Raw genomic sequence first — 13,127 nt, 5'->3', positions numbered from 1 at the left:
TGGAATAACCTCTATTTAGTAATTAGTTTTGGCCAGTTTTTGTCGGCTTGCTGAATGTGTAATGCTCGATCAGCATCCCATTTCATTTTGACATCTTTACTGTAGTTTAGATAAAGCTTACCGTCGACAACCGCCCACTGATGCGGGTCTGAAGACGCAAAATCATTCTGATCGGAAATTGCCCAAGCACAATATCCACCGTACTGTGGTGCGTATTTTTCTGGATCTGCATTAAACATATCTAGATGCTTTTTAGATGCAAAAAACCAGTCTGCACCTTGGTATTCCGTTTGAAATTCAGAGCTACCTTTAATTGGTTGATTATCCGTAAAGTAGGCTACCGTGTCATAACCACTTACGGCTTTATTGCTAAAAAATCCTGTATATATTGAATCTGCAGCGTAGCCAAAATGACTTACAAAAAGCAGTGTTACTGCCAATATCGTTTTCATACTTCTCTCCTAAAATGATCAGTAAAAAATGCGGTCTAAATTGACGGTCTAGACCGGTAAAGCAACTGCATTTCGATTGGGTAATTTATGCGCACCTTGTAACAAGGCTTCCATTGTTAATTTTATACACGGAGAGCCCGCAACATAGCGCATTTCTTGTTCTTTATGCGTCACAATAATATGAGTAAAACTAACGGTTTCAGCGTCTTCACGATGCATACACACGGACTTATGAGATTCTTCAGAATGATGTTGCCTATGAAACGCTAATAAAGAACGTTGAGTCGGTTTCTCACCAACAATCTTTTGATAAGCCAGCTGACGACTTGCCGTCACTTGAGGTAAATCAACACCAGACGAAAACAAAGGAGAATCTGTTGGGTGTATAAAAGACTCTAAACCATTCCACTCTAACGCCATAACTTGGCTCTGTTTATTGAGCAGATTTAAGTCAAATGCTAACAAAATAAAAGGTGCGAACTGTGGCAAGGTTAAACGTTGAAAAGCATCACAAACACCATCAACACTGACTTCTTTTGATAAATGTTTTAACAATAACCCGCGACTAAATAAAGCGCCTTTCGGGTTATCGAATTGGTAATTATTTAATAAACATAAAGCCACACCCTGTTCGTTAACACTGATCCAACTGCCCTGTCCAACTGGATCAATCGGCATCAAGACCTTCACTCCATCCATTTCCTGGATACGGGGCGGTAGAGCTTGTGTACGCGTTTTCTGCTCATCACGATTAAAAAAAACTTGATAGCCTTTTTTATCAATTAACCAAGAAACAGAGCACATGGTTATTGACCTCTCAAATAAGAAAGCGTGTTTGGTGCAAAACCAAAGGAATCACTCGCTTCCAAATCCAATAAACTAATGGTCACTTTTGCCATAGCGAAATGATGATTCGCATGCAGAGCAACAAACGTCAGTTCACGTTCTAATGTTGACGCCATAGAATAAGCTTGTGTTTTTGTCATAGATACTTCGGTCAAAATATTCACAGGAGCAATTAACTCAGCGCGATTCATCTGCTCTAACCAATGAATCAAATGCTCTATTTCTTTGATCGCTGCCTCACGAGATTTTTCCACCGCGTGCCCACGTCGTCTAAAGTTGTAATCAATTACCTTGCCATTAGCTAAGTTAATGGCATGAAATAGATCCAATAAATGCCGAAAGTGCTCACCAATAGTACTGGTAATATGTGGAGCTGCCGCCCAGTTATATTGGTCATCACTCAAGGATTTCAGACATTCATTACCTTGCTCTAAGGCTTCAATACAGCCTAGAGAAACAGCTAACGCTCGGCCTTGAGGCTCATTGTCTGCTGTTTCTTTTATAATTGAAAACATACCCATTATTCTCTTTGGTCATTAATATAAGTTGATACATTGTCTCTCAGTTGCCATCACCGTCTTGGCTTAGTCCGTGCCTGGATATTGTTCCGTTAAGTTTTTTCTTCACGCCAAGCAGCTAAAAGGCTGCCAATTGAAGGCGGCACATGACCACGTTTTTTCTGCTTCGCACCAATCGCGTACAACAGCCTATATTGTGTTAGTAAAGTTCCGAATATAGTTTTAAGAGGGGTATTCCTATCCCAAATATGCGCGGCTTCACTGCTCGCACCATTCAGCTCTAAAATAGTGAATTTCTCGCCTTTCATAAAGTCGTGAAGATTGTCGAATTTAATATCTAAACGTCCATAGTGATAACCATCTACATCATGAAGAATCTCATCAAGTTTTTGCGTTAACTCTGTGGTGATATATTGATTTCCGTCACGAAAAATAGAGCCGCGACTATGGCTGCCAGCAAAAGCAAGCTGAAACTCTTCGTCTTTTTCAGGCACCCAATCTAATTTGTCAGTATGACGTGGAAAATATAAGTGACTAAGCTGACCTGCGCGTGGTGAAAGCTCAATAAGCTCCTTTAAAGTATGCTGTCCATCACCAATAACTGACGGTGCATATTTCAACGTAATTGAGATAATCTTGCCTCGTGACTCTCCTGGATTACGCACATAAAATACGCCTGCTTCCGCTTGATAAGGCGCTTTTTCTTGTAATAGAAAGCGGGCATCAAAAGGAAAGTCATTAATGTATTGCTCTAATTGCGTTTTACTTTTAAGCAATTTTACACCCACACCTCGACAGCCTAAATCTGGTTTTGCCACCAATGGAAAGTCTAATGACAAGCTCCCCATCGCAGTTAATGCCATCTGAGTTTGGCTTTCTAACGAGCCATAGTTTTTAGTAAGCGTGGTAAAAGGCGAAATCCAAGGTTTAGCAACAGAACCAGCCAAACTCATAATGTCATGTTTTGACTCACCCACCATTCCGCTCAGTTTAATACTTGGATTTACCACAAGTGGTAAACGTAGATCACGGTAAAACATGCCTTGAAGCAAGCTTTGTAAAACAACAGGTGTATAAAAAAACCAAGCAGGAAGAAACTCATAAGGCGAAATACTACGTTTAGTATCCGCTTCTAATACTGGCATTCCTGCATTAATTTTATTAGCTGGGATTAAATGAACATCAGATATCGAACTCATGAAAGACCTTTTGATAATGATTTGTTAACTAAACGATTGGCAATAAACAAAATGCCAACCGCAATAGGAATAAGAACCCATTGGTACTGAGACGCTTGCAACCAAGCAAGGCTACCTAAGTAATAAATGGTCGAAAAAATAATCATAGTCCATAGCGCTGTAGCCAAAAGAACCACAAACAAAAAGAAGGGCAATGGAATGGCAAAGAAGCCACTTAACGTAAATCCAATCGTACGTAACCCAGGTACAAACCGAATAACAAAAAGATTAATGAAGGCACCTTTATGTAGACGCGTTCGCAATACTTTAAAATAGCGGTTAGTTAATGCCTTGTAGCGTAAATAACGACTTCTTCGACCTAAATGACCTAAAAAATATAAGCCAAGATCACCACTTGCGATACCAACAAAAATGGCTAACAAGGCAACAGAAGGCTGCATGTTTCCCTGTGCTGCTAACGAGCCTGCCGTTACGATTGCTAAGTCTTCTGATAAATAAGACAGCAATACAATGCCAGAGAACAGCAATAAAACACTTGAGGCACTCTCAGAAACAAGAAAGGCTTGTAGTTCAACGATCAATATAGATCCTTTAATTAAAATAAACTTTGAAGCCTTGTTTCTTCTGAATAGTTATCCATCCGAATATCAAAACAACCTAAAAGCGCTCAATTTATATATGTATAAAAGCAGCAGTTTACGTATTTCCCATAAGTTCTATAAGGTTAGTCGCACAAAAATAACTATTTATTACAGTTACCTTCAAAAAAATTAGATGTTATTCACTATATCAACATTTTCTGCACATTTTTCTATCAATATATGACTGACTGTAAACACTCACCCTGCTAAGTAGACAGTAAATACCTAAAGAGTTTCCTCAAATAACGAAGCTTTTTGAATAGAAGTCGAAAGGGCTTACAAGAATCATTTATAATGAGCGAATTTATTCTCTAAATAATGAATGATAAGAGGTGACAAACAAATACAAATTAATCGAGCGACCTCCGACTAAAAATACGGAACTTTTTTTTGTATTTAAACTCTTACTTGTCATTATTTAGTCGCTTAATTTATGATATTTTTCCGATGTTTGTGGTTTTAGACTATTGATTCCATTGGTAAACAGCTATGCTTGTCACCAAACGGCCTTATCTGCTTTAAAGCTTAATCATAATGAACAAACCTCATATTGAGACCGCTTGTTAGGATAACAATCATGCTCGTATACAACATTTATTCTATACCTCCGTTAACTAGAAAGGAGTTTTTCCATTGAGCTCACTGATCTGGCTACCTTTTCTTCCTTTGTTAGGTACATTAGTTCCACTTCTCACTGCTCGCTTTAGTCGTACTGCTTGTGCGTTTATGACGGCTGGATTACCGGCATTAACCTTATTTTTAATACTTTCCAATGCTGGTGATATTTTCTTAGGTGAACGTTTTCAAGCTGCCATCCCTTGGATTCCTGCAATTGGTCTAGAACTGGCCTTCCGTTTAGATGGATTAGCCTTGTTATTCTCAATTCTAATTTTAGGAATTGGCTTACTGGTTATTCTGTACGCTCGTTATTATCTTTCAGCCAAAGATTCAATTGGCAAATTTTACGCTTATCTAATCTTATTCATGTTTGCCATGCTAGGCGTAGTGTTATCAGATAACTTAATTCAGCTTTGGTTCTTTTGGGAATTAACCAGTATTAGCTCATTCCTATTGATCAGCTTTTGGGGACATAAAGCCGATGCTCGAAAAGGTGCCAGAATGGCCCTTACTATTACCGGCGCCGGCGGCTTGGCATTGTTAGCCGGCTTACTTATTTTAGGTAATACTGTCGGCAGTTTCAGTCTCCAAGATATTTTAGATAGCGGACCTTTCATTAAGGACAGTGCTAACTACCCAGTTATTGTTGTGTTAATTCTACTTGGTGCTTTTACTAAGTCAGCACAATTTCCTTTCCACTTTTGGCTACCAAATGCTATGGCAGCACCGACACCGGTTAGTGCCTACTTACACTCTGCAACTATGGTGAAAGCGGGCATATTCCTAATGGCGCGTTTTTATCCGGCATTAGCCGATACAGATTTGTGGTTCCTAATTGTTAGCTTGACTGGTCTCGCAACTTTTTTAATGGGCGCCTATATCGCGTTATTTCAACATGATTTAAAAGGGCTTTTAGCCAACTCCACCATTAGTCATTTGGGTCTCATTACGTTATTACTGGGTATGGGGACAGATCTTGCTGCAGTAGCTGCCATCTTCCACATTATTAACCACGCTATTTTTAAAGCATCATTATTTATGGCCGCGGGGATTATTGATCACGAATCAGGGTCACGCGATATGCGCCAGTTGAACGGCCTATGGAAATACATGCCCTACACTGCAACTCTCGCCATGGTGGCTTCGGCTTCGATGGCTGGCGTACCATTAATGAATGGTTTCCTATCAAAGGAGATGTTCTTCACAGAAACACTCCACCAAGCATCTTTAGGTTCTTTGTCTTGGCTTATACCTGTATTAGCGACCTTAGGGGGCGTTTTTGCTGTAGCTTATTCCACACGTTTTATTCACGATGTGTTCTTTAACGGTGAGCCAATTAATTTACCGAAAACACCTCATGAACCACCACGTTATATGCGCGTTCCAGTAGAAATATTAGTCGCGCTTTGTTTGTTGGTCGGTATCTTCCCTAGCTTTATGGTTGGTGATCTTTTATTTGCGGCGGCAAGTGCGACTTTAAATACTCAAGCTCCGAGTTACAGCTTGGCAATTTGGCATGGCTTCAACTTTCCATTACTGATGAGTGTTATTGCCCTAATTGGTGGATTGGTAATGTATCAAAACCGATCTCATCTATTTAAGTTCCAAGCTCAATTCCCAAAGAGTGATCCTAAATTGGTGTTTGAAGGCGTTATTCAATCTATTGCTAGCAAAGCAGGTCGTATTATTGCCTTTACTGAAAACAGTTCGTTGCAACGTTATATTTTCTTCACTTTAGGTCTTGCGGCTGTGATGACAGCCTCATCTTTGCTTAATTTGAACGCAACGGCAGGACAGCGTCCAGAAATTCCAGTGGATGCCTTATCCATTACAGGGGCAGTTTTATTGAGTATTTCTGCTCTCGCGACTGTTTTATGGCATAGAAGACGTGTTGTCGCCCTGATTACTTTATCTGTAGTTGGTTTGATCGTCTCTTTGGCTTTTGCCCAGTTCTCTGCACCAGATTTAGCTTTAACTCAGCTATCTGTCGAAGTGGTTACCGTTATTTTGCTGATTTTAGCATTGTTTTTCTTACCACAAAAAACACCAAAGGAATCTTCTCCTCGTCGTGTTGTTCGTGATTTAAGCTTAGCGTCATTAATAGGTGGCGTTATAGGTACCATCTGTTATGCCTTAATGACACGACCACTTGATACGATTTCTACCTTCTTCACAGAAAACAGTAAAACAGGCGGCGGCGGCACAAATGTTGTTAATGTAATTTTGGTCGATTTTCGTGGTTTTGATACTCTCGGTGAAATCACTGTATTAGGTATTGCTGCATTAGGTATTTATAAATTAATCGCTCGAATGCGTTTGTTTATGCCATCTAGTGACGGCAACGGTCTTGCTTGGTCTGAAGACAGATACCCAATTTTATTAGCTGTCATTTCTCAAAGTTTGTTACCTTTGGCTCTTCTTGTCTCTGCGTATATTTTCTTACGCGGACACAATATGCCTGGTGGTGGATTTATCGCCGGGCTCATAACCTCGGTAGCAATTATTCAGCAATACGTGGCTCACGGTGTTGAGTGGATAAAAACACGTATCAAGCTGGATTATCAAATTATGATAGGTTCCGGTATCAGTATCGCAACACTAAGTGGTTTAGGTAGTTGGGCTTTTGGCCACACCTTCTTATCCTCCTGGTTTGATTATTTCTATTTACCTATCATTGGTAAATTTGAGCTAGCCAGTGCCATGATATTTGATCTTGGTGTTTTCCTCACAGTGGTTGGTGCAACCATGTTGATCCTTGCCAATCTCGGTCAGTTAACTACCAGTGAGCGCCCTATCCAAAAGGAGCATGATTAATGGAAGGTATATATGCATTTTGCGTCGGTTTACTAACCGCTTGTGGCATATTTTTAACATTACGAGGTCGCAGTTTTTCTGTGGTTATCGGTTTAACTTTATTGTCTTACGCTGTGAATTTATTTTTGTTTGCCAGCGGCAGATTAAAACTGAACGCCGCAGCGGTACTTGGTCAATCTGAGCAATACAGTGACCCATTACCTCAGGCTTTAGTATTAACAGCTATTGTTATTGGTTTTGCAATGACCGCTTTTGCAGTGATTCTAGCTATGCGAGCACGAGCAGATTTAGGCAATGATCATGTGGATGGGAACTTACCAGCACAACCTAGCGAAATATCAAATAGATCAGGAGGAAGTCTGTAAATGCAACACTTAAGCATTTTTCCTATTCTGATTCCTTTGCTATTTGGCGCAATTATGTTGCTGCCTCCGTTTTCTAAAGACATTACTTCCCAACGTATTTGCTCTGTCGTTGGCACCTTATTCTTACTTGTGTCTTCTACAGTGTTACTGTTTGAAATCAATGTTGATGGTGTTCAAGTCTATGCATTAGGTGGCTGGCAGGCACCGTTTGGTATCTCGCTAATCGCCGATAAAGTTTCTAGTCTTTTAGTTTTGCTTACATCCTTCCTCGCTTTTTCGGTCATTCTGTATGCAATTGGCGGTAAAGACAAAGGTGGCGCCTATTTCCACCCTCTCTTCATGTTTCAAATTATGGGGATTAACGGCGCTTTTTTAACGGGTGATATTTTCAACCTATTCGTCTTTTTTGAAGTGTTATTGATTGCTTCATATGCCCTATTGATCCATGCCGGTGGTAAACAAAAAACCCAGGCCACATTACATTATGTAATTCTAAATTTAGTGGGTTCTAGCTTATTTTTGTTTGGCCTAGGGATTCTATACGGCACACTCGGTACACTGAACATGGCTGATATGGCGATTAAAGTCGGTCAACTTGAAGGTGAAACGGCAACATTAGCAAAAACTGGAGCACTCTTACTCTTAGTCGTGTTTGGGCTAAAAGCGGCCATGCTCCCTATGCATTTCTGGCTTCCAAAGACTTACGCCAGTGCCAGTGCACCGGTTGCCGCTCTTTTTGCCATTATGACCAAAGTTGGTATTTATAGTATTTTCCGTGTCTATACGGTTATCTTCGGCGAAAATGCCGGTGAACTAGCTAACATAGCAACACCTTGGCTATGGCCTTTAGCATTACTGACAATTGCCATAGGCAGCATTGGTGTTCTTGCCAGTCCAAGTTTAAAAGTCCTCAGTGCTAATTTGGTAATTGTTTCCAGTGGTAGCTTATTAGCTTGTGCTGCGATTAATTCTGAGGCGGCCACATCTGCTGCTCTGTATTATATGGTACACAGCACACTAGCTTCTGCTGGTCTATTTTTACTGGCTGATATTATGGCTCGCCAACGAGGCAAAGCAGAAGATAGGTTTGTACACTCACGTCCCTTTGTTCAACCCAGATTACTAGGTTTTGGTTTTGCGATTTTGGCTCTTTCTCTAGTAGGCATGCCGCCACTTTCTGGTTTTGTAGGAAAAGTAATGATTCTGCAAGCCACCCAGTCTTCTTTACAAACCATGTGGGTTTGGCCACTAATTCTTTTAGGCAGTTTGGCTGCGCTGATAACTTTTTCGAGAGCAGGAACAACCTTATTTTGGCGACATAATGGTTCAGTTGCTACTGAAGCAGAGCCAGCTAAAATAACTGAGATAATATCTGTCACCCTTTTACTATTGGCCTCTCCAATACTGGTTTTATTTGGCGGTGATATTACTGAATTCACCCAGCAGGCAGCAAGTTACCTACATGACATACAATCTTCAGCTTATGCCTTATTACCAGGAGTAACCCCATAATGTTATTTCCTATGCCGTTTCACAGCCTGTTACTTTTTGCCGTTTGGTTATTATTGAATAACTCGGTAAGTGCAGGGCACATTACTCTCGCTTTATTCTTCGCTATTACTATTCCTTGGTTAGTAACAGGCATGCGCGATGAGCACCCAAGAATTCTCAAACCTTGGTTAGCTATTCGTTATGTTCTAATGGTCATGAAAGACATTTTAACTGCGAATGTTGAAGTTGCCCTGCTTATTATTGGCCCTATTAAAAAGCTAACCCCAGGTTTTGTTGCCGTTCCTATCAACATAAATTCAGATTTAGGTATTACAATTTTAGCAAGTACAGTCTCTCTAACACCGGGAACCGTCAGTGCAGAAGTATCTAAAGATAAGAATTGGTTGTATGTACATGCGCTTCATCTAGACGATGAGGAAGAGCTTATAAAGTCGATCCAACAGCGATATGAAATGCCTATCAAGGAGATTTTTGGATGTTAAATATAACCATCATCATTGTAGCCGTTTTCATTTGTATCGCTTTGATTTTAAACCTGTGGCGACTTTTGAAAGGTCCAACAATATCAGATCGAATATTAGCGCTGGATACCATGTATATAAATGCAATTGCGTTGATTTTGCTATATGGAATTCACGCTAGTAGCGCTTTGTATTTTGAAGCGGCCCTGTTAATTGCCATGTTAGGGTTTGTCAGTACAGCAGCATTATGTAAATACTTACTTCGCGGCGACATTATAGAATAGGACTTATTATGCCTTTATATTTAGAAATTATTATCTGTGTATCTTTACTCATTGGTGCCGTATTCTTATTAATCGGTTCTTATGGTTTAGTGCGCTTACCTGACATCTATATGCGTTTACATAGCCCAACTAAAGCATCCACACTTGGAATTACGGGTGTATTAGTGGCATCGATGATTTTTCAAAGTAACATGAAAGGAAGCTTTTCTGTTCAAGAGCTACTAATTACTTTGTTTCTTTTAATCACAGCGCCAGTTGCTGCCAACATGATCGCTAAAACAGCTCTACACTATCGAACAAAGCCATTAGAGAGAACACGCAATCAAGAACTTATGGAAACGATACGTGACCGTGAAGTACCTCAGAAAACGAGCGACTCTTAGCAAGTAACCTGCCGATATCTTCGCTACTCATTGGTCTATGGTAGTAGTAACCTTGAAAGATCTCACAACCTAATGATTTAAGTGTTGCCGCTTGCGGAGCGGTCTCTACACCCTCCGCAACAATAACCAACTCCAAATTACGCGCCAAATGAATGATTGTTTCACAAATTTTACCGTCTTCTAAATGGCTGTCGCACTCTTTTACAAATGATTGATCAATCTTTAATGTATCCAGAGGTAGTCGTCTCAAATAACTCAATGAGGAATAACCTGTTCCAAAGTCATCCACCGATATTTTAATACCCAACGCCTTTAATTTCGCCATAACCCCAATACAGCTTTGAATGTCTTGTAACAAAATGCCTTCTGTAATTTCAATTTCCAATAAACTGCCTTCAATTCCATAAAGCAGTAAAGCTTTCGATACATAATCAACCAAAGAGTCAGAGACTAAATGACGTCCTGAAAGGTTAACTGAAATTGGTACAATGGCTATTCCTTGATCACGCCACATTTTTTGTTGCTTCAAAGCCTGTTCAATTACCCATTCATCAATCTTAATAATTAAATTAGATTCCTCTGCGATAGGGATAAAATCAGCGGGGGAAATGAATCCTTTTATTGGATGATTCCAACGAATCAGAGCCTCTAGCCCCAGTATATTTTCTTTCTCCATGAAAACTTTTGGCTGAAATACTAAAGTGAACTGCTCTAACGAAAGAGCATCATGTATTTCTTTTTCGACTCCAAATTTTTTAGTCACTACGCTAGCCATGTCAGATGTGAAAATTTGAGCATTATCACGGCCTTTCTCTTTTGCACAGTACATAGCAATATCGGCCTGTTGAATCAGCTTATCAGCATCAGCCGTTTGTTCATTAGAAGATGTGATACCAATGCTAGTTGGAATAGAAAAGTTCTGACCGCTTAAATGAATAGGTTCTCGCATGACTTCTAATATTCTCTGGGCTCGATTTACAAGGTCGCTTTCAGTGACTTCCTTTGTCATCATAAAAACAAATTCATCTCCCCCCAACGAGCAATAACATCAGATTCATTCGAGGTATCAAGTAAACGTTTTGCCACTTCACATAAAAGCTCATCCCCAGCTTTATGGCCTAATGTATCGTTAATAAGCTTAAAGTTATCCAGATCTAAAAACAGTAAGCCGACAACAGTTTTTTCTTTAGTCGCAAAAAGCAAAGCACTATCTAATGCATCCATTAGATAGGTTCGATTATATAGACCAGTCAGAGGATCGCTATAAGCCAGAAACTTCAACTTCTCTTGTAACTTCATGTGACGAGTCATATCTCTAATATGAAGTGTATATTCACTATCAGATGATAATTTAGCATTTGCTTTGGTTATGGCTATTTCGGCAGGAAAGTGATTATTAGGACCTCGTTGCAAACGAAAAGGATTACGACGATTCAATATTAATCCGTTAGAAGAAAATCCTGAATTTAAACTCTCAAAAATTGTCTGTCTATCCTTTTCAAGAATAAACAAACCAATAAAGCTTTTTCCTTCAACCTGCCTTTTTAAACATCCAAAAGTACGCTCTGCAGCTGGATTAAACTCCATAACAGAACCAAATCGATTGATTGTTACAATACAATCCATAGATGAATTCAAAATCGCTGATTTTCGAATTTCGCTTTCTTGAAAACGAGCTAAAGCATCATCTCGCTGTGCTATCTCAGTACTTACGCGACTAATAACTTGGTTATATTTTTGTGCGATTTGTCCGACTTCTGTAAAAGGCTCTTCTGGAACAGGGTTAGAAAAATCAGCATTATTTTGTTGATATTGCATGGATGTCAGTAAATCAAACAATTCTGTGGTTGCCCGATGTTCTGCCACATTTAACCCTTGTTCCTCATGCTCCTTACTTGCTCGTAATGGCATCAAACGATTCAAAAACCACATAGCAGCATAACCAACAAAGAAACAGTACAAGCCAATCACAACGACACCTAAAAGCTGTACCAATAGCTGCTCTGAAAAGCTAAGACCATTATTAATTCTGTCGGTTTGCCCAAAAAAAGCCACACTTAAAGTACCCCATATGCCAGCAAAAAGGTGTGCAGGAACAACGTCAAGAGCATCATCTAAGCGCCATTTTTCCATCAATACACTACCGTAATACACGATAAAGCCTGAAATACTACCAATGATGATGGATGCTCCTGGGGAAACAATATGACAAGCAGCCGTTATACCAACTAAACCAGCAATACTACCGTTAAGAACAAAGCCAACTTCAACATAACCATCGCGGAAATAATTAATCATTGTTGCTATTAATCCGCCCCACGCAGCCGAAATAAAAGTGTTTAAAATGATCATTGGCACATCATTAGTTAACGCTAATGTACTACCACCATTAAAACCAAACCAACCAAACCAAATTAATAAAGCTCCAAGTGCAGACAAAGGAAGATTATTCCCAGGAGGTAAGCGTATACCTTGTTCAAAACGCCCGATACGAGGACCAATAATCATAATAGCCGCCAAGGCCAACCAACCTCCGACAGAATGAACAACGGTCGACCCAGCAAAATCGATAAAACCTAATGACTCAAGCCAACCTTGTGGACCTTCTGCTCGATAGGCCCCTGACCAAGCCCAGTGCCCTACAATTGGATAGATAAGCCCACTGAGTACAACTGTAATTGCCAAATAGCCAACAAAAGTCATACGTTCTGCAACAGCCCCTGAGGTTAAAGTCGCAGCGGTTCCACAAAACATCATTTGGAAAATAAAGAAACTAGTTTCCCATGGTGAATGTTGCTCATCAAAAAAGAAATCGCTCGCTCCAAACAGCCCAGCGACAGAGTCACCAAACATAATACCAAAGCCAAAAAGCCAAAAGAGAGTTGTTGAAAGGATAAAATCAGAGATGTTTTTTGCGGCCACATTAATGCTATTTTTACTACGAATACGACCACTTTCTAAACATAAAAAACCCGCCTGCATCATAAAAACAAATGCCGAAGCAACAAGTAACCAATAGAAGTTTTCCATATAC

The 13,127-nt window shown here is 39.8% G+C and carries 11 protein-coding genes and 1 pseudogene; 6 read left to right on the top strand and 6 right to left on the bottom strand.

Features of this window, described 5'->3' with window-relative positions; all coding sequences use genetic code 11:
- Nucleotides 1-11: 11 nt before the first annotated feature.
- From AC0L3Y_RS08010 to AC0L3Y_RS07990, 5 genes are all read right to left on the bottom strand, one after another.
- Complete coding sequence (locus AC0L3Y_RS08010) at nt 12-452, bottom strand: YHS domain-containing (seleno)protein (protein WP_473470344.1); 441 nt, start codon at nt 450-452, stop codon at nt 12-14.
- A 48-nt stretch (nt 453-500) separates the two neighbouring features.
- Entirely contained in the window at nt 501-1,256 is a 756-nt protein-coding gene (locus AC0L3Y_RS08005) for an NRDE family protein (protein WP_473470342.1), read from the bottom strand.
- A 2-nt stretch (nt 1,257-1,258) separates the two neighbouring features.
- Nucleotides 1,259-1,813, bottom strand: coding sequence for a DinB family protein (locus AC0L3Y_RS08000; protein WP_473470340.1), 555 nt, complete (start codon nt 1,811-1,813; stop codon nt 1,259-1,261).
- Between the two features lie 95 nt (nt 1,814-1,908).
- Nucleotides 1,909-3,015, bottom strand: coding sequence for a D-alanine--D-alanine ligase (locus AC0L3Y_RS07995; RefSeq protein ID WP_473470338.1), 1,107 nt, complete (start codon nt 3,013-3,015; stop codon nt 1,909-1,911).
- Nucleotides 3,012-3,596 (bottom strand): DedA family protein, encoded by a 585-nt coding sequence (locus AC0L3Y_RS07990; RefSeq protein ID WP_473470336.1) that lies wholly within the window; start codon nt 3,594-3,596, stop codon nt 3,012-3,014. The genes AC0L3Y_RS07995 and AC0L3Y_RS07990 overlap by 4 nt, the downstream gene beginning before the upstream one ends.
- Nucleotides 3,597-4,289: 693 nt before the next feature.
- Here AC0L3Y_RS07990 and AC0L3Y_RS07985 point away from each other — a divergent pair.
- Genes AC0L3Y_RS07985 through AC0L3Y_RS07960 form a run of 6 tightly spaced genes read left to right on the top strand, consistent with a single transcriptional unit; the run spans nt 4,290 to nt 10,093 of the window.
- On the top strand, nt 4,290-7,088 hold the full coding sequence (locus AC0L3Y_RS07985; RefSeq protein ID WP_473470334.1) for a monovalent cation/H+ antiporter subunit A: 2,799 nt from the start codon (nt 4,290-4,292) through the stop codon (nt 7,086-7,088).
- Entirely contained in the window at nt 7,088-7,453 is a 366-nt protein-coding gene (locus tag AC0L3Y_RS07980) for a Na+/H+ antiporter subunit C (protein WP_473470332.1), read from the top strand. Before AC0L3Y_RS07985 ends, AC0L3Y_RS07980 begins: the two co-directional genes overlap by 1 nt.
- Entirely contained in the window at nt 7,454-8,965 is a 1,512-nt protein-coding gene (locus tag AC0L3Y_RS07975) for a monovalent cation/H+ antiporter subunit D (RefSeq protein ID WP_473470330.1), read from the top strand.
- Nucleotides 8,962-9,447 carry a Na+/H+ antiporter subunit E gene (locus AC0L3Y_RS07970; protein WP_473470602.1) on the top strand — a complete coding sequence of 162 codons (486 nt, stop codon included), beginning with the start codon at nt 8,962-8,964 and terminating at the stop codon, nt 9,445-9,447. The genes AC0L3Y_RS07975 and AC0L3Y_RS07970 overlap by 4 nt, the downstream gene beginning before the upstream one ends.
- Nucleotides 9,441-9,710 carry a K+/H+ antiporter subunit F gene (locus AC0L3Y_RS07965; RefSeq protein ID WP_473470328.1) on the top strand — a complete coding sequence of 90 codons (270 nt, stop codon included), beginning with the start codon at nt 9,441-9,443 and terminating at the stop codon, nt 9,708-9,710. The genes AC0L3Y_RS07970 and AC0L3Y_RS07965 overlap by 7 nt, the downstream gene beginning before the upstream one ends.
- Nucleotides 9,711-9,718: 8 nt before the next feature.
- Entirely contained in the window at nt 9,719-10,093 is a 375-nt protein-coding gene (locus tag AC0L3Y_RS07960; RefSeq protein ID WP_473470326.1) for a Na+/H+ antiporter subunit G, read from the top strand.
- On the opposite strand, the pseudogene AC0L3Y_RS07955 reads toward AC0L3Y_RS07960, so the two are convergent.
- Nucleotides 10,041-13,075: pseudogene (locus AC0L3Y_RS07955) on the bottom strand (putative bifunctional diguanylate cyclase/phosphodiesterase); the annotation flags it as partial. The gene AC0L3Y_RS07960 and the pseudogene AC0L3Y_RS07955 overlap by 53 nt on opposite strands.
- Nucleotides 13,076-13,127 lie beyond the last annotated feature (52 nt).

Source organism: Marinomonas sp. GJ51-14 (genome assembly GCF_055808695.1).
This window is presented reverse-complemented; position numbering and strand designations above follow the sequence as displayed.